Source organism: Caulobacter sp. 05T431 (genome assembly GCF_056665975.1).
In genome coordinates, this window is sequence record NZ_JBFTKU010000019.1 from 71,587 (window position 1) to 90,666 (window position 19,080).

At 69.6% G+C, this 19,080-nt stretch carries 23 protein-coding genes and 1 pseudogene; 15 read left to right on the plus strand and 9 right to left on the minus strand.

The genetic code is table 11. The annotated features are described in order from the left end of the window. Positions 1 to 3: 3 nt before the first annotated feature. Positions 4 to 480, minus strand: a complete 477-nt coding sequence (locus tag AC1U89_RS17385) for a DUF2244 domain-containing protein (protein WP_479900926.1) — start codon at positions 478 to 480, stop codon at positions 4 to 6. Positions 481 to 562: 82 nt separating this feature from the next. On the opposite strand from AC1U89_RS17385, the gene nth reads away from it, so the two are divergent. Beyond that, on the plus strand, positions 563 to 1,258 hold the full coding sequence (gene nth, locus AC1U89_RS17390; protein WP_479900927.1) for an endonuclease III: 696 nt from the start codon (positions 563 to 565) through the stop codon (positions 1,256 to 1,258). A 35-nt stretch (positions 1,259 to 1,293) separates the two neighbouring features. On the opposite strand, the gene AC1U89_RS17395 is transcribed toward nth, so the two are convergent. Further along, positions 1,294 to 2,145 (minus strand): ATP-grasp domain-containing protein, encoded by an 852-nt coding sequence (locus AC1U89_RS17395; protein WP_479900928.1) that lies wholly within the window; start codon positions 2,143 to 2,145, stop codon positions 1,294 to 1,296. A gap of 104 nt (positions 2,146 to 2,249) precedes the next feature. On the opposite strand from AC1U89_RS17395, the gene AC1U89_RS17400 reads away from it, so the two are divergent. From AC1U89_RS17400 to AC1U89_RS17425, 6 genes are read left to right on the plus strand one after another with little or no spacing between them, the layout of a single operon-like run. Then, positions 2,250 to 3,239, plus strand: a complete 990-nt coding sequence (locus tag AC1U89_RS17400; RefSeq protein ID WP_029910111.1) for an adenosine kinase — start codon at positions 2,250 to 2,252, stop codon at positions 3,237 to 3,239. An 8-nt stretch (positions 3,240 to 3,247) separates the two neighbouring features. After that, on the plus strand, positions 3,248 to 3,838 hold the full coding sequence (gene hisB / locus AC1U89_RS17405) for an imidazoleglycerol-phosphate dehydratase HisB (RefSeq protein ID WP_479900929.1): 591 nt from the start codon (positions 3,248 to 3,250) through the stop codon (positions 3,836 to 3,838). A gap of 12 nt (positions 3,839 to 3,850) precedes the next feature. Continuing rightward, complete coding sequence (hisH, locus tag AC1U89_RS17410; protein ID WP_479900930.1) at positions 3,851 to 4,492, plus strand: imidazole glycerol phosphate synthase subunit HisH; 642 nt, start codon at positions 3,851 to 3,853, stop codon at positions 4,490 to 4,492. Further along, positions 4,480 to 5,214: a 1-(5-phosphoribosyl)-5-[(5-phosphoribosylamino)methylideneamino]imidazole-4-carboxamide isomerase gene (hisA, locus tag AC1U89_RS17415; RefSeq protein ID WP_479900931.1), complete on the plus strand. Its 735-nt coding sequence runs from the start codon at positions 4,480 to 4,482 to the stop codon at positions 5,212 to 5,214. The genes hisH and hisA overlap by 13 nt, the downstream gene beginning before the upstream one ends. Further along, on the plus strand, positions 5,214 to 5,996 hold the full coding sequence (gene hisF, locus AC1U89_RS17420) for an imidazole glycerol phosphate synthase subunit HisF (protein ID WP_479900932.1): 783 nt from the start codon (positions 5,214 to 5,216) through the stop codon (positions 5,994 to 5,996). Before hisA ends, hisF begins: the two co-directional genes overlap by 1 nt. After that, the gene (locus AC1U89_RS17425; protein ID WP_479900933.1) at positions 5,993 to 6,328 is read left to right on the plus strand and encodes a phosphoribosyl-ATP diphosphatase; all 336 of its coding nucleotides are present in this window, start codon (positions 5,993 to 5,995) and stop codon (positions 6,326 to 6,328) included. Before hisF ends, AC1U89_RS17425 begins: the two co-directional genes overlap by 4 nt. A 28-nt stretch (positions 6,329 to 6,356) precedes the next feature. On the opposite strand, the gene AC1U89_RS17430 is transcribed toward AC1U89_RS17425, so the two are convergent. Genes AC1U89_RS17430 through timA form a run of 3 tightly spaced genes read right to left on the minus strand, consistent with a single transcriptional unit; the run spans position 6,357 to position 8,722 of the window. Further along, on the minus strand, positions 6,357 to 6,932 hold the full coding sequence (locus AC1U89_RS17430) for a Smr/MutS family protein (protein ID WP_479900934.1): 576 nt from the start codon (positions 6,930 to 6,932) through the stop codon (positions 6,357 to 6,359). A 15-nt stretch (positions 6,933 to 6,947) separates the two neighbouring features. Beyond that, entirely contained in the window at positions 6,948 to 8,123 is a 1,176-nt protein-coding gene (locus AC1U89_RS17435) for an MltA domain-containing protein (RefSeq protein ID WP_479900935.1), read from the minus strand. Next, positions 8,123 to 8,722 (minus strand): TIM44-related membrane protein TimA, encoded by a 600-nt coding sequence (gene timA, locus AC1U89_RS17440; RefSeq protein ID WP_479900963.1) that lies wholly within the window; start codon positions 8,720 to 8,722, stop codon positions 8,123 to 8,125. The genes AC1U89_RS17435 and timA overlap by 1 nt, the downstream gene beginning before the upstream one ends. Before the next feature lie 182 nt (positions 8,723 to 8,904). On the opposite strand from timA, the gene secB reads away from it, so the two are divergent. Continuing rightward, on the plus strand, positions 8,905 to 9,399 hold the full coding sequence (secB, locus tag AC1U89_RS17445; protein ID WP_479900936.1) for a protein-export chaperone SecB: 495 nt from the start codon (positions 8,905 to 8,907) through the stop codon (positions 9,397 to 9,399). Between the two features lie 101 nt (positions 9,400 to 9,500). On the opposite strand, the gene AC1U89_RS17450 is transcribed toward secB, so the two are convergent. After that, the gene (locus AC1U89_RS17450) at positions 9,501 to 10,187 is read right to left on the minus strand and encodes a response regulator transcription factor (protein WP_028039644.1); all 687 of its coding nucleotides are present in this window, start codon (positions 10,185 to 10,187) and stop codon (positions 9,501 to 9,503) included. Positions 10,188 to 10,284: 97 nt separating this feature from the next. Here AC1U89_RS17450 and AC1U89_RS17455 point away from each other — a divergent pair, with 97 nt between their 5' ends. Together AC1U89_RS17455 and AC1U89_RS17460 are read left to right on the plus strand one after the other, a co-directional pair. Further along, entirely contained in the window at positions 10,285 to 10,812 is a 528-nt protein-coding gene (locus AC1U89_RS17455; protein ID WP_479900937.1) for a L,D-transpeptidase family protein, read from the plus strand. After that, positions 10,809 to 10,965 (plus strand): annotated as a pseudogene (locus AC1U89_RS17460) (hypothetical protein). The gene AC1U89_RS17455 and the pseudogene AC1U89_RS17460 overlap by 4 nt, the downstream one beginning before the upstream one ends. Here the strand turns inward: AC1U89_RS17460 and AC1U89_RS17465 are convergent. After that, positions 10,954 to 11,598 carry a YggS family pyridoxal phosphate-dependent enzyme gene (locus tag AC1U89_RS17465; protein WP_479900938.1) on the minus strand — a complete coding sequence of 215 codons (645 nt, stop codon included), beginning with the start codon at positions 11,596 to 11,598 and terminating at the stop codon, positions 10,954 to 10,956. The pseudogene AC1U89_RS17460 and the gene AC1U89_RS17465 sit on opposite strands and share 12 nt — an antisense overlap. Between AC1U89_RS17465 and AC1U89_RS17470 the strand changes: the two genes are divergently transcribed. After that, entirely contained in the window at positions 11,597 to 12,226 is a 630-nt protein-coding gene (locus tag AC1U89_RS17470; RefSeq protein WP_479900939.1) for a thiamine phosphate synthase, read from the plus strand. The genes AC1U89_RS17465 and AC1U89_RS17470 overlap by 2 nt on opposite strands. 4 nt (positions 12,227 to 12,230) lie before the next feature. Here the strand turns inward: AC1U89_RS17470 and AC1U89_RS17475 are convergent, their stop codons facing one another. Further along, positions 12,231 to 12,626, minus strand: a complete 396-nt coding sequence (locus tag AC1U89_RS17475) for an NtrZ family periplasmic regulatory protein (protein WP_479900940.1) — start codon at positions 12,624 to 12,626, stop codon at positions 12,231 to 12,233. Between the two features lie 283 nt (positions 12,627 to 12,909). On the opposite strand from AC1U89_RS17475, the gene AC1U89_RS17480 reads away from it, so the two are divergent. The 4 genes from AC1U89_RS17480 to holA all read left to right on the plus strand — a co-directional run bounded on the left by AC1U89_RS17480 (position 12,910) and on the right by holA (position 17,842). After that, positions 12,910 to 13,437 (plus strand): DUF3576 domain-containing protein, encoded by a 528-nt coding sequence (locus AC1U89_RS17480; protein WP_156035669.1) that lies wholly within the window; start codon positions 12,910 to 12,912, stop codon positions 13,435 to 13,437. 168 nt (positions 13,438 to 13,605) lie between these two features. Continuing rightward, positions 13,606 to 16,206 (plus strand): leucine--tRNA ligase, encoded by a 2,601-nt coding sequence (leuS, locus tag AC1U89_RS17485; RefSeq protein WP_479900941.1) that lies wholly within the window; start codon positions 13,606 to 13,608, stop codon positions 16,204 to 16,206. A gap of 3 nt (positions 16,207 to 16,209) precedes the next feature. Further along, positions 16,210 to 16,722 carry an LPS assembly lipoprotein LptE gene (lptE, locus tag AC1U89_RS17490; protein WP_479900942.1) on the plus strand — a complete coding sequence of 171 codons (513 nt, stop codon included), beginning with the start codon at positions 16,210 to 16,212 and terminating at the stop codon, positions 16,720 to 16,722. A 67-nt stretch (positions 16,723 to 16,789) separates the two neighbouring features. Beyond that, positions 16,790 to 17,842, plus strand: coding sequence for a DNA polymerase III subunit delta (holA, locus tag AC1U89_RS17495; RefSeq protein WP_479900943.1), 1,053 nt, complete (start codon positions 16,790 to 16,792; stop codon positions 17,840 to 17,842). A gap of 252 nt (positions 17,843 to 18,094) precedes the next feature. Here the strand turns inward: holA and AC1U89_RS17500 are convergent, their stop codons facing one another. Continuing rightward, positions 18,095 to 18,988 carry a ParB/RepB/Spo0J family partition protein gene (locus tag AC1U89_RS17500; RefSeq protein WP_479900944.1) on the minus strand — a complete coding sequence of 298 codons (894 nt, stop codon included), beginning with the start codon at positions 18,986 to 18,988 and terminating at the stop codon, positions 18,095 to 18,097. Between the last annotated feature and the right edge of the window lie 92 nt (positions 18,989 to 19,080).

Below are 19,080 nucleotides of genomic sequence, written 5' to 3' on the forward strand. Positions count from 1 at the left end.
GCCTTAGGCGTGCCGTTCGGCGCGGGCCTTCAGGATCGCCCGCTCCAGGGCGTCGGCGAAGTCCACGCGTTCGGGCGGGCTCAGCGCGCGGCCCAGGGTCAGGCGCTTGCGCGACATCATCAGCCGCACGCGGGTCTCGTGCTCGCCGGGCTGGTCGACGCCGACGCGGGTGAAGGCGGTGGGCGAGGTCCAGATCACCCGCGCGCCCTTCTCGTCCTCGCGGCTGACGGTCACGGCCTCGGCGGTGACCCGCACCCGCTCAGAGCGCTCGGCGGCCCGGAAGCTGGCCCGCATCGCCAGCATCACCGCCAGGACGTCCAGCCCCAGGAACGGCAGCACCGGCGGCGCCCCGACCACCAGCAGGAACACCGCCACCATCAGGTTGAAGGCGATCATCACGCCCAGCACGACGTAGAGCCCCCGCCGGCTCATCGAGCGGTTGGGCTTGATCACGGCGTCCATATAGAGCGGCTGGGCCATGACGGTGATTTAGGCCTCGACCTACGTCTTGGCGAGGCTCTTTGCTTGGCGATTTTGGCGCATCACGGCATGGTCGCCGCCCATGGCCAAGCCCAAGACCCTCACGAAGAAACGCCCCGCCGCCAAGCGGGTCTCGCCGGCTGAGCGCGAGCGGGTCGAGGTGCTGTTCTCGCGGTTCGAGAGCCTGGACGACCATCCCAAGACCGAGCTGAACTATTCCAACCCCTACACCCTGGTGACCGCCGTGGCCCTGTCGGCCCAGGCCACCGACGTGCAGGTCAACAAGGCCACCGGCCCGCTGTTCGCCAAGGTCGACAGCGCCGCCAAGATGCTGGCGCTGGGGGAAGAGGGGATGGTCCCCTACATCGCCTCGATCGGCCTGTTCCGCACCAAGGCCAAGAACGTCATCGCCGCGGCCCGCATCCTGGTCGACCAGTACGGCGGTGAGGTGCCTCTGAACCGCCAGGCGCTGGAAAGCCTGCCCGGCGTGGGCCGCAAGACCGCCAGCGTGGTGCTGAACGAACTGGACATCGAGCCGGCCATCGCGGTGGACACCCACGTGTTCCGCGTCTCGCACCGCCTGAAGCTGTCGGCCGGCAAGACGCCGGACGCGGTGGAGGACGACCTGATGCGCATCGTCCCAGACCGCTACAAGACCCGCGCGCACCATTGGCTGATCCTGCACGGGCGGTACGTGTGCGTGGCGCGGAAGCCGAAATGCGAGGTCTGCCGGATTTCGGACCTGTGTCCGTCTAGAGAACTATTCCTCGGCGCATAGGCGGCGAAGCCGCCAGGGGGGGGCAAGGGGGTGAGCTACAGCGCCCTCATGACGGCGTCGGCGAACGCCGCCCCGTCGTCGTGCACGTGCTCCAGGAACAGGTCGGGCTCGATGACCTCCAGCTCCATCAGCTGCGGCGCGCCGTCCAGGCCGCGGATCAGGTCGACCCGGGCGTAGGTCAGGGGCGCCCCGGCCGCCTTCAGCACCATCTCGGCCGCATGCAGGGCCTCGGGCTCGGGCGCGACGCCGCTGACCCGGCCGCCGAACTGCGGCTGGACCCTGAAGTCGCCGTCCACGGCCACCTTGGCCACCGCATGGCTGAAGACGCCGTCAAAATAGAACAGCGACAGCTCGCCCTCCTCGCCCACGGCCGGCAGGAAGGGCTGGATCAGGGCCGGGCCCGTCGTGCAGCCCGTCAGGCCGTCGGCGTGGCGCAGCTTGACGGTGTCCTGCGAGCCGCCGGAGATCTGCGGCTTGGTCACCAGCACGTCGACGCCGAACACGTCGCGGGCGTGGTCCAGGGCCTCCTGGGTCAGACGGTCCACGGCGTGGGTCGGCACCACCGGCGCGCCCTTATCCGCCAGGTCGGCCAGATAGGTCTTGGTGGTGTTCCAGCGCAGCACCGACACCGGATTGGCCAGGCGCGCGCCGGCCGCCTCCAGGGCGTCGAGCCGGGCGAACCACTCGTCGGACCGCAGGTGATAGCCCCAGCTGAGCAGCGGCAGCACCACGCCGGCGCCGGCCGTGTCGGCGTCCACCCAGCTGGCGGCCGAGACCTCCAGTCCTCGGGCTCGCAGCGGCGCCGCCAGGCGCTCAAAGAGCGGCGACCAGCTGTTGGCGAAGCGGGGCTCATCGGGCGCGGGGCTGAGGATAAGGACGTCGGTCATACTTCTGCCGGTAGAACGCCGTGATCGCCGGGGCAAGGCTCGCGTTGCCTTGCGGGCCCCGATCCGGTACTTCGCGCGCGTCGCCCATTCGGAAAAGGCCTTCCATGACCGCTCTCTACGACGTCGCCGCCATCGGCAACGCCATCGTCGACGTCATCGCCCAGTGCGACGACGCGTTCCTGGAGCGGGAGGGCCTGGTGAAGGGCTCGATGGCCCTGATCGACCCGGCCCGCGCGGCCAGCCTCTACGACGTCATGTCGGCGGCCATCGAGGCCTCGGGCGGCAGCGCCGCCAACACCGCCGCCGGCGTCGCCAGCTTCGGCGGCAAGGTGGCCTTCATCGGCAAGGTCGCCGACGACCAGCTGGGCGGCGTGTTCCGCCACGACATGCAGGCCATCGGCTGCGCCTTCACCACCCCGCCGCTGGCCGAAGGCCCGGCCACGGCCCAGAGCCTGATCAACGTCACCCCCGACGCCCAGCGCACGATGTCGACCTATCTGGGCGCCTGCGTCGAGCTGAACCCGGCCGACGTCGATCCGGCGATCATCGAGGCCGCCAGCTATTCGTACCTGGAAGGCTATCTGTTCGACCCGCCCGAAGCCCGCCGCGCCTTCGCCAAGGCCGCCGCCCTCAGCCACGGCGCCGGTCGCAAGATCGCCCTGACCCTCAGCGACAGCTTCGTCGTCGACCGCCACCGCGGCGGCCTGCTGGGCTTCATCGAGACCCAGTGCGACATCGTCTTCGCCAACGAGAGCGAGATCTGCTCGCTGTTCGAGACCACCGACTTCGACGCCGCCGTGAAGGCCCTGGCCAGCCGGGTCGAGATCGCCGCGGTCACCCGCAGCGAAAAGGGCTCGATCGTCGCCTCCGGAGCGGCCTTGCACGAAATCTCGGCCTATCCGGTGGAAAAAGTCGTGGACACGACCGGCGCGGGCGACCAATACGCCGCAGGTTTCCTCTACGGCCTCTCCCAGGGCCGCCCGCTGCCGGTCTGCGGCCAGCTGGGCTCCCTGGCCGCCGCCGAGGTGATCGACCACTACGGTCCGCGTCCGCAGGTCAGCCTGCGGGAACTGGCCGCCAAGAACGGACTGTAAGGATTCAGATGGCCCGCACCGCTGAAGTGGTCCGCGAGACGAAGGAGACCCAGATCCGGGTCTGGATCGATCTCGACGGGACCGGCGCCTCGACGATCTCCACCGGCATCGGTTTCTACGACCACATGCTGGAGAGCTTCGCGCGCCACGGCGGCTTCGACCTGAAGGTCGAGACCAAGGGCGACCTGCACATCGACATGCACCACACGGTGGAGGACACCGGGATCGTGCTGGGCCTGGCGATCAACAAGGCGCTGGACGGCTTCAAGGGCATCCGGCGCTTCGGCCACGCCTATATCCCGATGGACGAGACCCTGACGCGCTGCGCCATCGACCTGTCCAACCGGCCCTATCTGATCTGGAAGGTCGACTTCAAGCGGCCCAAGGTCGGCGAGATGGACACCGAGCTCTTCAAGGAGTTCCACCACGCCTTCGCGATGAACTGCGGAGCCTGCGTGCACCTGGAGACGTTGTACGGCGACAACACCCACCACGTCGCCGAGAGCGGGTTCAAGGCCCTGGCCCGGGCGCTGCGTCAGGCGGTCGAGCTGGATCCCAAGACCGGCGGCCATGCCCCCTCCACCAAGGGCGTGCTGTAGGAAGCTGATTTCATGCAGACCGTCGCCCTGATCGATTACGGGTCGGGCAACCTGCGCTCGGCCGAGAAAGCCCTGCGCGAGGCGGCCCGCCGCCATGGGATCGACGCTGACATCGTTGTCACCGCCGAACCCTCGGTCGTGGCCGCCGCCGACCGCGTGTTCCTGCCGGGCGTGGGCGCCTTCGCCTCGTGCCGCGCGGGCCTGGACGCCACCGGCGTCTACGAGGCCATGAACGAGGCCGTGCACGGTCGTGGCGTCCCCTTCATGGGCATCTGCGTCGGCCATCAACTGTTGGCGAGCGAGGGCCTGGAGTTCGGCGTCACCCCCGGCCTGGACTGGATCCACGGCCAGGTGAAGAAGCTGGAGCCCAGAGATCCGTCGCTGACCATCCCGCACATGGGCTGGAACGCGATCGCCTTCGCGCGCGACCACGTGCTGTTCCAGGGCGTCCCGGACGGCGCCCACATGTACTACGCCAACTCCTTCGCCCTGACCCCGGCCGACCCGGCCGACATCGTCGCCACCAGCGACCACGGCGGGCCGTTCACGGCCGCTGTGGCCAAGGGCAACGTGGCGGGCGTACAGTTCCACCCCGAAAAATCCCAAGCCGCGGGGCTCGCCCTGCTCGCCAACTTCCTGGAATGGCGCCCATGATCCTCTATCCCGCCATCGACCTGAAGGACGGCCAGTGCGTGCGTCTGCTCCATGGCGACATGGAAAAGGCCACCGTCTTCAACAACAGCCCCGCCGACCAGGCCGAGCGCTTCGTGCGCGACGGCTTCTCGTGGCTGCACGTGGTCGACCTGAACGGCGCCATCGAGGGCAAGTCGGTCAACACCGCCGCCGTGCAGTCGATCCTGGAATCGATCTCGATCCCCGTGCAGCTGGGCGGCGGCATCCGCACCCTGGAAGGCATCGAGGCCTGGATCGAGGCCGGCGTCAGCCGCGTGATCCTGGGCACCATCGCCGTCCACGATCCCGAACTGGTCCGCAAGGCCGCCCGCCTGTGGCCCGAGCAGATCGCCGTGGCCGTCGACGTGCGCGACGGCAAGGTGGCGGTCGACGGCTGGACCGGCCTGTCGGACCTGGACGCCATCACCCTGGGCAAGCGCTTCGAGGACGTGGGCGTGGCCGCCCTGATCGTCACCGACATCAGCCGCGACGGCGCCCTGACCGGCGTCAATGTCGAGGGCGTGGGCGAGCTGGCTGACGCGGTCTCGATCCCGGTCATCGCCTCGGGCGGCGTGGCCTCGGTAGCCGACATCGAGCGGCTGAAGGCCCGCCAGGGCGTCGAGATCGCCGGCGCCATCCTGGGCCGCTCGCTCTACGCCGGCACCATCCGGCCGGCCGAAGCCCTGACCATAGCGGCCGCCTGATGCTGAAGACCCGGATCATTCCTTGCCTGGACGTCAAGGACGGCCGGGTGGTCAAGGGGGTCAACTTCGTCTCCCTGCGCGACGCCGGCGACCCGGTGGAGCAGGCCCGGGCCTATGACGCCGCCGGGGCCGACGAGCTGATGTTCCTGGACATCACCGCCTCCAGCGAGGGCCGCGGCCTGATCCTGGATGTGATCTCGCGCACCGCCGAGGTCTGTTTCATGCCGGTCTCGGTGGGCGGGGGCGTGCGCCAGGTGGCCGACATGCGCCGCCTGCTGCTGGCCGGCGCCGACAAGGTCTCGGTCAACACCGCCGCCGTCGAGAACCCCGACCTGGTGGCCGCCGGGGCCGACGCCTTCGGTGCCCAGTGCGTGGTGGTGGCCATCGACGCCAAGGCCCGCGAGGGCGGCTCGGGCTGGAACGTCTGGACCTATGGCGGCCGCAAGGACACCGGCATCGACGTGGTCGACTGGGCCGCCAAGGTGGTCGAGCGCGGCGCGGGCGAGATCCTGCTGACCTCGATGGATCGCGACGGCGCCAAGATCGGCTACGACATCCCCCTGCTGAAGGCGGTGACGGGCGCGGTGACCGTGCCGGTGATCGCCTCGGGCGGGGCCGGCAAGACCGAACACCTGGTCGAAGCCGCCCGCGACGGCCACGCCGCCGCCGTGCTGGCCGCCTCGATCTTCCACTTCGGCGAGATCAGCATCGGCGAGGCCAAGCGGGCCATGGCCGCCGCCGGCATCCCGGTGCGCCTGGACGACCTGAAGGGGGCGGCATGAGCACTCTGTTCGAAGTCCTGGAGCGCCTGGCCGCGACGATCGAAGCCCGCAAGGGCGGCGATCCGGCCACGTCCTATACCGCCAAGCTGCTGAACGACCCGGCCCTGGCCGCCAAGAAGCTGGGCGAGGAAGCCGTCGAGACGGTGATCGCCGCCGTGGCCCCCGAATCTCAAGGAGGGGGGCCTGATGCGCTCGCGTCGGAAAGCGCCGACCTCCTGTACCACTGGCTGGCCCTGATGGCCGCTTCGGGCGTCTCGCTGGACGCCGTGGCTGACAAGCTGGCGGCGCGCGAGGGGATTTCCGGGATCGCCGAGAAGGCTTCACGGGCCTAGCAGCTCACCCACTTGCCCCCCAGACCTTCTAACTCTTCCGCTTCAGCGCCACGTAAAGCGCCCCTTCCCCGCCGTGCCGCTGGTCCGCGACCGACACTCCGGCGATCATCTCCCTCAGCGCCGGATCGGCCAGCCACTCGGGCGTCCGCTGCTTGAGCACCCCATGACCCACCTTGCCCTTGCCGGTGATCACCAGCACGGCGCGGTGGCCCTCGTCGAAGGCCCGGCGCACGAAGGCTTCCAGCGTCGCCCGGGCGCGGTCCTGGTCCAGGCCGTGCATGTCCAGCCGCGCGCCGATCGGATCGTGCTCCTTGGCGATGCGCCGCTTGCGATTGGGTTCGATATGGCCCGGCGGCGGTTTGGCCGCCCTGGGCCTGAGCGCCTTGATCTCGGCCGGATCGATCCGCAGCGGCGCGATCGACTCCAGGCGCGTGGGCAAGGCCGCCTCGGCCACATGGGACAGGAGCTCGGCCCTCACGGCCGGACGCGGCTTGGCCTTGACCCGCATCTTGTCCGGGCGGTCGGGCGCACGGCCGGTCACCGTGGAGGCCACCATGCGCCAGAGACGCAGGCCCTCGTCGTCGGACGGAGGTTTCTTGGCCACCCTAGCCCCCTCCGATCAACCCTTGGGGACCAGGCGGTACAGGCGCAGGTCGTGGCGCACGCGCCCCGCCTCGGCCCCGGCCGCCGCGCCCGTGCCGGTATAGAGGTCGGCGCGTACGTCGCCCTTGATCGCCCCGCCCACGTCCAGGGCCAGCGCCAGGCGGCGATAGGTCGGGAAAGCTCCCGCCAGCTTCGGCGCGCCGGCATCCAGCCAGAAGAGCTCGCCCAGGGCGTGCTTGCTGGCGTCCACGGCGACGGCCCGCCCGGCCGGCAGCGGAATCCCCGCCGCGCCCACGGCCTGGCGGCCGTCATCGGGCAGGGTCTGGAAGAACACGTAGCGCGGGTTCAGCTGCATGATCGCGTCGGCCTCGGGCCCGCGATGATCGGCCAGCCAGGTGCGGATAGCGTCGCCGGAGGTGTTGTTGTCGGGCAGCAGGCCGCGATCGCGCATCGGCGTGGCGATGCCCACGAACGGCCGGCCGTTGTGGGCCGCGAAGGCGGCGCGCACCCGGCGGCCGTCAGGCATCACCAGGATGCCCGAGCCCTGGATCTGCAGGAAGAACAAGTCCTCGGGCCGCATCCAGGCCAGGGGCCGGGTCTCGGTCGTGGCCTCGATGGCCGCGCGGTCGGGATAGGGCACCACCTGGCCGCCCTCGATCTCGCCGGAAACCTTCTGGCCGACGCCGCCGAGGTTGAACTGGCCCAGGTCCACGGTCACCAGGTCGGCCGGCTTACCGCGCATCGGCGCGCTGAACTCGGCCGAGCGCGACATCCGCGCCTCGTATTCGGGGGCGAAATAGGCGGTCAGCAGGCCTTGGCCAGGAAGGGCCTCGGCGCGGAAATGGGCTTCCAGGAACCGCCGGGCGTCGGCGTCATTGCCCGGCCGCTCGGCCCGGGCCTGGCGGCAGACCTCGGCCATGGCCGGGTCCTTGGCCACGCCGCAGCCCTGGCGGAAGGCGTCCAGGGCGCCCAGGTGGTCCTCCTGCGCCCAGCCGGGCAGGTCCTCGAACGACACGTGACGCGCAGTTTCCCCAATGGTCCCAGGGGGCGTCACGGGCGGCGTGACCGGGGGCTGGGTCGGAACCGGGGGCGTGACCGGCGCCGTCGGTGTCACGGACGTGGTCGTGCACGCCGCCAGCAGCAGGGCGAAGGCGGCGACAAGCCCCCCTCGCACACCAGGAAGGCGCGGCATCACGCCTCCGCGACGTCGACGCGGACCAGGGTCCAGTTCGGGTTCTTGTTCTTCAGGTCGCGCTGGAAGGTCCAGAGGTCGGCCGTGCGGCGGTCATCGACCGCCTCGCCCTCGGCGCTGGTCGAGCGGGTGCGGATCTCGGCCAGGATGCGGACCACCGCCTTGGCGACGTCGCCCTCGACGGTGATGGAATCCAGGTCGGTGCGCGGCGTGACCAGGAATTCGGCGCTCTCGACGCGGTTCTGGGCCTCGCGGGCCGCGATGGCGGCCTCGAAATTGGCCATGACATCCGACGACAGCAGCGGCCGGAGCGTCTCGCGGTCACCGGCGGTGAACGCCTTGACGATCATCTCGTACGCCTGGCGGGCGCCGCTCAGGAAATGGCCGACGTCGAAGTCGGACTGGCGGGCGCGCAGGGCGGCCAGGCCCGACAGCGCCTCGGGCGGCGTTTCCAGCGCCTTCAGGTCGCGCGCCGGCCCGTTGGCCGGGACCACAGCAGGAGCGTCCTCGGGCTGGCGGCCGACCCGGCGACCCAGGGTGGCGTAGAGTTGATAGAGGATGACCGCGGCCAGGACGGCCAGGACAACCCATTCGAACACGTTAGACACGATATTTTCCGCTCGTTGGCCAAGGTGCGCGACCTGGACGAAACATCCTGCCTATATAGGCGATTACGGGCTCGCGCGTCAGGCGCCTGGCGTTGCGCGCCAGCCGCCCGCGTGTTAGCAGCCCGGCTCTCTCCTAGCGGCCAATTTCGACGCCGAATACGGATTTATCGCACATGACCGACACGACCGCCGCTCCGCCCGCCGCTCCCGAAGACGGCGCGCCCGGCGAAACCGGCATCCGCATCATCGCCCAGTTCGTCCGCGACTTCTCGTTCGAGAGCCCGCACGCTCCGGATTCCCTGCGCGCCGGCGGCCCTCCGCCCGCTATCGACATGGGCGTGGAAATGAACGCCCGCGGCCGCCAGGACGGCCTGTTCGAAGTGGACCTGAAGCTGTCGGCCCGCGCCACCCGCGACGATCAGCCCGTGTTCCACGTCGAGGTGATGTACGGCGGCCTGTTCCACATCGCCGGCGTGCCGGAAGACCAGCTGGAGCCGGTCCTGCTGATCGAGTGCCCGCGCTTCCTGTTCCCCTATGCCCGTCGCCTGATCTCGGACGTCACCACCGAAGGCGGCTTCCCGCCCTTCCTGATCGACCCGATCGACTTCGCCGGCGTCTACGCCGCCCGCAAGGCCCAGAGCGAAGGCGTGGTGGTCGGCAACGCCTGATCCCAGGCGCAGCGCTGAAAGACAAAAGCCCCGGTCGCTCGAAGCGGCCGGGGCTTTTTGCTGAGCCGGGGACAGTCGCATGCGACTGTCCCCAATCGTGGTCACGGCTGCAGCCGATAGCCGCCCATCTCGGTGATCAGGATTCTCGCGACCGCCGGATCGGGCTCGATCTTCTGGCGCAGGCGGTAGACATGGGTCTCCAGCGTGTGGGTGGTGACCCCGGCGTTGTAGCCCCAGACCTCAGTCAGCAGCTCCTCGCGCGACACCGGCTTGGAGCCGGCGCGATAGAGGTACTTGAGGATGTTGGTTTCCTTCTCGGTCAGCCGGACCTTCTTCTGCTTCTCGTCGATCAGCAGCTTGGCCGACGGCCGGAACTCGTAGGGGCCGATGCGGAACAGGGCGTCTTCCGACGCCTCGTAGCTACGCAGCTGGGCGCGGATGCGGGCCAGCAGCACGCCGAAGCGGAAGGGCTTGGTGACGTAATCGTTGGCGCCGGATTCCAGGCCCAGGATGGTGTCGCTGTCGCTGGCGGCCGCCGTCAGCATGATCACCGGCGCGGTGACGCCGTTCTTGCGCATCAGGCGGCAGGCCTCGCGGCCGTCCATGTCGGGCAGGTCGACGTCCAGCAGGACGAGGTCCGGCTTGAGCTCCTTGGCCATCCGCACGCCCTCGCCGGCCGTCGGAGCCTCGGCGACCGCGAACTCCTCGTGGAGGGCGAGCTGCTCGGCCAGAGCCCCGCGCAGATCATCGTCGTCGTCGACCAGGAGAAGGGTTTTGCGTTGCGCCATGAGCGGGAACATGCACCGCTGCGGCCCCCGGCGCCAAGGCGGTTCTCGTCTGGCGTCGCATGACGCCCCTAGAGACAACGCCTTGGGAGACCCCGTCTTGACGATCTTTCGCGCCGGCCCCGACGGCTCCAACCCCTGGGACGGCCGGATCGCCTGGGACGGACAGGTCCGGCGCGCCGCCCTGGGCAAGGCCGGGGCGGTGGCCGGGGCCGACAAGCGCGAGGGCGACAACCGCAGCCCGGCCGGCGCCTGGCCGATCCGCTACGTGCTCTATCGCCCCGACGTCTATCCGGACGGCCCGGCGACGACGCTGGAGGCCCGGCCGATGGCGCCGGACGACGGCTGGTGCGACGCCCCGGGCGACCCGGCCTACAACCGGCCCGTCAAGCTGCCCTACCCCGCCAGCGCCGAGCGGCTGTGGCGCGACGACCAGGTCTACGACCTGGTCGTGGTGCTGGGGCACAACGACGATCCGCCGGTCCCCGGCCTGGGCTCGGCGATCTTCCTGCACCTGGCGCGCGACGGCTATCCGGGCACCGAGGGCTGCGTGGCCCTGGCCCGCGAGGACGTCGAGGCCCTGCTGGCGGCGGCCCGGCCGGGGGACGTGGTGGAGATCGCCGAATGATCCTTCTCCCCTTGCGGGAGAAGGTGGCGCGAAGCGCCGGATGAGGGGTCGCGCGAACGACCGCCGCTAGCTGCGGACAGGGCCTTCAACCCCTCACCCGACCGCCTACGGCGGCCACCCTCTCCCGCAAGGGGAGAGGGATCAGGTTCTTGACCCGAACAGGGCCGAGCCGACCCGCACCGAGGTGGCCCCGCAGGCGATGGCGGTCTCGAAATCGTCGCTCATGCCCATCGACAGCCTGGAAAGGCCGTTGCGGGCCGCGATCTGGCCCAGCAGGCGGAAATGCGGGGCCGGATCCAGCTCGGCCGGCGGGATGCACATCAGGCCCTCCACGGGCAGGTCCAGGCCCCGGCACAGGGCGATGAAGCCGTCGGCTTCGTCCGGACTGACGCCGGCCTTCTGGGGCTCCTTCCCCGTGTTGACCTGGACGAACAGGCGCGGCGCCCGGCCCTGGGCCTGGACCTCGTCGGCCAGCACCCGGGCCAGCTTCTCGCGGTCGAGGCTCTCGATCACGTCGAAGAAGGCCACCGCATCTCTGGCCTTATTCGTCTGCAGCGGCCCGATCAGGCGCAACTCGACCTGCGAACGGCGCTCGCTCCAGCGGCCCATGGCCTCCTGGACGCGATTTTCCCCGAACACCCGCTGGCCCGCGGCGAGAACAGGCGCGATATGGTCCCAGGGCTGCAGCTTGGACACCGCCACCAGGGTGACCGCGTCGGCCGGTCGGCCGGCGGCGACGGCGGCGGCCTGGATACGGGACTGGATCGAAGAGTAGGCGTCGGACATGGGCTCGGAACAGACGATCGACGAGATGGACGCCCTGTCTAGAACGGCGGCGCGGCTTCGCCCATGGCTCGTTCGCGGAAAGGCCCTGCCGAACCTGCTGTTCTTCACCGATCCCGAGCGGACGCCCGATCCGGAAGCGGTCGCCGAGCGCCTGCCTCCGGGGTCGGCCGTGGTGTTCCGCGCCTTCGGGGCGCCGGACGCGGCGGCGCGCGGCGCGCGTCTGCGGGAGATCACCCGGCGGCGGGGCCTGACGCTGCTGGTCGGGGCCGACGCGGACCTGGCCGTGGCGATCGCGGCTGACGGCGTCCACCTGCCCGAACGGCTGGCGGCCGAGGCGCCCAAGCTGCGCGCCGCCCATCCCGACTGGTTGATCACCGCCGCCGCCCATGACGAGACCGCCGCGCGGTCGGGCGTCGCGGCGGGGGTCGACGCCCTGGTGGTCTCGCCGGTCTTCCCCAGCCGCAGCCCGTCGGCCGGGGCGCCGCTGGGCGTCGAGGGCCTGAAACGGATCGTCGGGGCGGTGGAAACGCCGGTCTACGCCCTGGGCGGCGTGCACGCGGGCACGGTCGAGCGCCTGCTGGACACGGGGATCGTGGGGGTCGCGGCGGTGGAGGCGCTCAGCGCCTAGCGTTCTAGAACTTGAACGCGGTTTCCAGCTTCACCCGCGGGGCGGGCTCCTGGATTTCGTTCTTGCGAGCCGCCAGGGCCGGGTTCTGGTCGCCCAGGGCCACGGCGCCGCCGACGCGGATCGACGGGGTGACGCTGTAGTACGCGCCGGCCTGGACGTCCTGCATCTCCATCTGCCGGCCCACGGGCTGGTCCAGATCGAGCTTGAGGCCCCACTTGCCCTTCTTGTCGTCCCATTTCAGGGACTTCTTCGGGCCTTGCGTCGGGTTGAACGGGGCGACGGGGGTCGGATTGCTGAAGTCGCTCTTCACGGCGAAGTCAGGCGTGCTCGTACGCGGCTTGCTCTGGGCATGGACGCCCGAAGCCGATCCCACCAGGATCAGCGCGGCGGCTCCTGCCATCAAGTACCGTGCGGCGAACATCTTACTCGAACCCAATCCCTCAACCCGCGCCTGATAGAGTCAAAACCCTATATAGGAGCGGGCTCCCTGAATATCGATTAAAGGCCCTAGTACAACGCGGTCAACCGCAGTTGGATTGCGCCAGACGCCGCAGGAGTCGATTCAAGCGGCGCCTGTGGCGGTCGTGCCACGCGATTCCTGTTTTGACGCAGCGCGACCATGCTATAGACCGGCTTCCGGCTGCGGGGGCGCGCCAGGTCGCGCGAAGGCGCCGGGTGATACATTGGAGCGAGGTACTATGGCGTTTGAGCGTGGGTCGGTGTTGCGCGGCGTCGCCGCTGGCGTTCTGGCGTTGACCGTTCTGACCGGGGTTTCCGCCTGCGGCGGCAATAAGGGCGGCGGACAGTTCACGACCCAAAGCGACGAGCCGGGGTTCAACCCCTTCAAGGGTCGCGGCGGCGGCAAGTCGGCCCCGCAGGCCGGCGCCATCGGCGTCAACAGCTTCCTGTGGCGCGCCAGCCTGGACACCCTGGCCTTCATGCCCCTGGCCTCGGCCGACCCGTACGGCGGCGTGATCGTCACCGACTGGTACACCAACCCGGAAAAGCCGGACGAGCGCTTCAAGGCGACGGTCTACATCCTGGACACCCGCCTGCGCGCGGACGGCCTGAACGTCACGATCTTCAAGCAGGTCAAGGACGCCTCGGGCGGCTGGACCGATACGGCCGCCACCGAGCAGACGGCGACCGACATCGAGAACGCCATCCTGACCCGCGCCCGTCAGCTTCGACTTTCCAACATCAAGAACTAGGGCCACAGCCCTGGTTCTTCGCGGGAGCCCTTTGTCCGCGTGACAAAAGGCTCCCGTTCGCATTCTTAGAACCGCGCCCCTTTTTTGGACGCGCCCAGGCCGAAACCGCATAAGACTTCCGCGGACCGCGCCCGAGGGTGCGAGCCCCCGCACGAACAGTCTGGTTTCATGGCCCGCTACAATCCCAAAGACACCGAGCCGAAGTGGCGCGCCGCCTGGGCGAACGCCAACACCTTCCTGACGCCGATCGCCCCCGACGCGCGTCCGAAGTACTACGTGCTCGAGATGTTCCCCTACCCGTCGGGGCGCATCCACATGGGCCACGTGCGCAACTACGCCATGGGCGACGTCGTGGCCCGCTACAAGCGCGCCCAGGGCTTCAACGTGCTGCACCCGATGGGCTGGGACGCCTTCGGCATGCCGGCCGAGAACGCCGCCATGGAGCGCGGCGTCCACCCCAAGGGCTGGACCTACGACAACATCGCCGCCATGCGCGAGCAGCTGAAGGCCCTGGGCCTGTCGGTCGACTGGTCGCGCGAATTCGCCACCTGCGACCCGGAATACTACGGCAAGCAGCAGGCCTGGTTCCTGCGCCTGCTGAAGCGCGGCCTGGTCTACCGCAAGGAAGCCTCGGTCAACTGGGATCCGGTCGACATGACCGTCCTGGCCAACGAGCAGGTCATCGACGGCAAGGGCTGGCGCTCGGGCGCGACCGTGGAGAAGCGCAAGCTGACCCAGTGGTTCCTGCGGATCACCGACTATGCCGACGCCCTGATCGATGGCCTCAAGACCCTGGATCGCTGGCCCGAGAAGGTCCGGATCATGCAGGAGAACTGGATCGGCCGGTCCAAGGGCCTGCGGTTCACGTTCAAGTTCGACGGTGAGGCGCCCGCCGGCCACGCCGACGGCCTGGAGGTCTACACCACCCGCCCCGACACCCTGTTCGGCGCCAGCTTCGTCGGGATCGCCCCCGAGCACCCGCTGGCCGAGCAGCTGGCGGCGGCCGACCCGGCCGTGGCCGCCTTCGTCGCCGAATGCCGCAAGGGCGGCACCTCGGAAGCCGACATCGAGGGCGCCGAGAAGCTGGGCCGTGACACCGGCCTGCGCGTGGTCCACCCGCTGGACCCGACCCAGACCCTGCCGGTGTGGATCGCCAACTTCATCCTGATGGACTACGGCACCGGCGCGATCTTCGCCTGCCCGGCCCACGACCAGCGCGACCTGGACTTCGCCCGCAAGTACGACCTGCCGGTGCTGCCGGTGGTCCTGCCGCCGGGCGAGGACGCCGCGAGCTTCCAGGTCGGCAAGGAGGCCTATGTCGGCCCCGGCGCGATCTTCAATTCGGAATTCCTGGACGGCCTGGACATCGAGGCCGCCAAGACCGAGGCGATCAACCGCATCGAGGCCATGGACCAGGGCCAGGGCGCGACCGTCTATCGCCTGCGCGACTGGGGCGTCTCACGCCAGCGCTACTGGGGCTGCCCGATCCCGGTCATCCACTGCGAGGCCTGCGGTCCCGTCGGCGTGCCGGAAGACCAGCTGCCGGTGGTGCTGCCCGACGACGTCAGCTTCGACAAGCCGGGCAACCCGCTGCTGCGCCATCCCACCTGGCGTCACACCACTTGCCCGTCCTGCGGCGGCAAGGCCGAGCGCGAGACCGACACGCTGGACACCTTCGTGGACAGCAGCTGGTACTTCGCCCGCTTCACCGATCCGACCGCCGCCGAGCCGATCAGCAGGGCCGCGGCCGACCACTGGATGCCGGTCGACCAGTATATCGGCGGCGTCGAGCACGCGGTGCTGCACCTGCTGTACGCCCGCTTCATCACCCGCGCCCTGAAGGACGAGGGCCTGGTCTCGGTGGAGGAGCCGTTCGCCGGCCTGTTCACCCAGGGCATGGTCACCCACGAGGCCTATAAGAACGCCGCCGGCGAGTGGGTCGAGCCGTCGGACATCCGCATCACGGTCGAGGGCAATACGCGCACCGCCGCCCACGCCACGACCGGCGAGCCCATCACCATCGGCGACATCGAGAAGATGTCGAAGTCCAAGAAGAACGTCGTCGCCCCCGAGGACATCTTCGAGGCCTATGGCGTGGACGCCGCGCGCCTGTTCGTGATGAGCGACAGCCCGCCCGAGCGCGACGTGCAATGGACCAACAGCGGCGTCGAAGGTTCCTGGCGCTTCACCCACCGGGTCTGGAACGAGTTCGAGAGCCAGCCGGCCGGCGATTTCGCCCATGACGACGCCGACGCGGCGGCCGTGGCCTTGCGCAAGGGCGCGCACCGCCTGATCGGCTTCGTGACCGACTCCATCGAGGGCTTCCGCTTCAACAGCGGCGTGGCGCGCCTGTACGAGTTCCTGAACATGCTGAAGGCCGCGCCGGCTGCCCAAGCTGATGGAAGCGCCGCCTCGCAAGGCGTCCTGGCGGCCCGCGCCGAGGCCCTGCAAATCCTGGCCCGCCTGATCTCGCCCTTCACGCCGCACCTGGCCGAAGAAGCCTGGGCCCACCTGGGCAAGGCCGGCATGGTCGTCGACGCCCCCTGGCCCAAGGCGGACCCCGCCCTGGCCGCCGACGACGAGCGCGTGCTGCCGATCCAGATCAACGGCAAGCGCCGCGGCGAGATCAAGGTCAAGGCCGGCACAGCCGAGGCCGAGGTCGAGAAAATCGCTCTGGCGGATCACAACGTCATGGCCCACCTTGAGGGCCTGACCGTTCGCAAGGTGATCGTGGTGAAAGACCGTATCGTCAACATCGTGGCCGGCTGATCCATGAAGCGCTTCCCGCTCTCCAAGACCCTCCCGGCCGCCCTGGTCGCCGTCATGGCCCTGGGCCTCACCGGCTGCGGCTTCACCCCCCTGTACGGCCCCCAGACGGTCACCAAGGGGCTCAGTTCGATCGAGGTGGTCGCCGCCCCCGGCCGCGCCGGCTACCTGCTGCGCGAGAAGCTGGACGACGCCTTCGCGCGGGACGCCAATGTCCTGCCGTCGCACAAGTTCATCTACTCGGTGAAGGAGCAGCGCTACGCGCGCGGCGTCCGCGTCGACAACGTCGCCAACCGCTACGAGCTGAACCTGACCGCCTATTGGCGACTGGTCGACGCCAAGACCGGCAAGGACGTGAAGTCGGGCGTCACCAGCGCCGCGGTGACCTACGACTCGGCCGACCAGCCCTATTCCTCGATCGCCGCCCAGCAGGACAGCCAGGAACGCGCCGCCACCGAACTGGCCCGGCGGATCCAGCTGGAACTGGCGACCTGGATCGCGGGCAAGTCCCAGACCTAGGGTTCTCTTTGTTTTCGCGCGTCCTCTTCACGCGAACCGGTATCCACTTCGCTCGAGTACGCTGGCCATGATCCTGTCCAAGCGACCGGACATCGAACGCTTCCTGCGGGACCCCGCCGCCGATATCCGCGCCGTGGTCATCTACGGCCGCGATCGCGGCGTGGTGCGCGACCGCGCCGATCAGCTGGCCAACAAGCTGTTCGCGAACCCCGACGATCCGTTCGACACCGCCCAGCTGACCGAGAGCGACCTGGACAGCCAGGCCGGCAAGCTCGAGGACGAGCTGTCGGCGCTCTCCATGATGGGCGGCCGCCGCCTGGTGCGCCTGCGCCTGACCGGCGAGAAGGGCGGCCCCGACAAGCAGGCCGCCGAGGCCCTGACGCGCCATGTCGAGGGCCAGCTGAACCCCGACGCCTTCTTCCTGATCGAGGCCGGCGCCCTGGGCCGCGACTCCACCCTGCGCAAGGTCGCCGAGAAGGCCGCCGGCGCGGCGGTGATCCCCTGCTACGAGGACGAGGCCGGAGACCTGGCCCGCATCGCGCGCGAAACCCTCGCCAAGGACAAGGTCAGCCTCAACAGCGAAGCCCTGGACCTGTTCGTCTCGCGACTGCCCAAGGAACGCGGCGTGGCCCGCGCCGAGGTCGAGCGCCTGGCCCTCTATCTCGGCCCGGGCAGCGGCGTGGTCGCCACCCCGGCCGACCTGACCGACTTCCTGGGTGTCGAGCCCGAGGCCTCGTTGTTCGACGCGGCCTCCGACGCGTTCGGCGGTCGCGTGGGCCCCGCCCAGGCGGGCCTGCGCCGCGCCGCCGCCGAGGGCGAAGGCGGACCCGCCGCCGTGCGGGCCATGGGCTTCCACCTGGGCAAGCTGCGCCGCACCCTGACCCTGCACAAGAACGGCGTCGACCTGGCGGCCGCGGCCAAGGCCTCGGGTATCTTCTGGAAGCAGGAGCGCGAGTTCCTGCGCCAGGCCCGGGCCTGGACCCTGGATCAGCTGCTGATGGTGCAGGCCGAGGTGCTGGCGGCCGACAAGGCCTGCAAGACCTCCGGCTCGCCCGATCAACTGATCTCCGAACGCCTGGCCCTGCAGATCGCCGGCAAGGCGCGGCGGCTGGGTCTCTAGCGCCGCCGCTTCGGCCGAAGGCGGAGAGTCGGCCGATTCGTCAAACGGCCGGCGACTTCATCCACAGGATTCTTCCGGATACGGGTCCGAAACGCCCCGATCGAATTTTCGGCTGATCTCGCGATTTACGCCGGTTTTTCAGGGCCTTATTCGAAAACCCGCACCTTCTCGGCCTCGATTCTGGAGAACAGCTCGACCAGGGACACGGGCGAGCCTTCTTCTGTGCGCCACAGAAGACCCTCCGCGAGGCCTCTAGTGGCCCCGCGTCAGGCGGTTGCAAAGATCGTCCAGCTGCTCGAGCGTCGCGTAGCGGATGGTCAGGGCGCCGGTTCCGCCGCGATGGTCGATCTCGACGTCGAGACCCAGCACCGACGACAAGTCGGCTTCCAGGGCCTGGGTGTCGGTATCCTTGGTCTTGGGCGGACGACCGCCGCTGGACTTGGCGCGGGCCTCGCCGTCGGCGGTCGGGGCGCGGCGGGCCAAGGCCTCGGCGTCACGGACCGACAGGCCCTTGTCGATGACCTCGCGGGCCAGGGCGGCCGGGTCGGGCACATTGGCGATGGCGCGGGCGTGGCCGGCGGTCATCTCGCCCGAGGTGACGTAGTGCTGGACCGAGTCCGGCAGCGACAGCAGGCGCAGGGTGTTGGCCACGTGGCTGCGGCTCTTGCCCACGGTCTGGGCGATGATCTCCTGGGTCTGGCCGAACTTGTCGATCAGCACCTTGTAGCTCAGCGCTTCTTCGATGGCGTTCAGGTCGGCGCGCTGGACGTTCTCGATGATGCCGATCTCGAGCACGGCCAGGTCGTCCAGCTCGCGGACCATGATCGGGATGGTCTTCAGGCCGGCCCGTTGGGCCGCGCGCCAGCGACGCTCGCCGGCGACGATCTGGTACTCGCCGGCGGCGCCCGGCGCCGGACGCACCAGGATCGGCTGCAGGACGCCCTTCTCGCGGATGGAGTCCGAAAGTTCTACCAGGTCTTCCTCGCGGAAGGTCCGGCGCGGCTGATCGGGGTTGCGTCGTACCAGTTCGATCGGCGCCTCGCGCGAACCGGGGCTGGTATCACCAGGCGCCTGGGCCGGAGCGGAATCGACCTCGCCCAGCAAGGCGGACAGGCCCCGACCCAAACCACGACGACCTTCGGACATCCCCGGTTCTCCCACCACGACCGACTCCCTCACGCGCTCTTCACTCAATTTCGACAATGACTTGGATGGTTATCCTCAGACGGCCTCGCGGC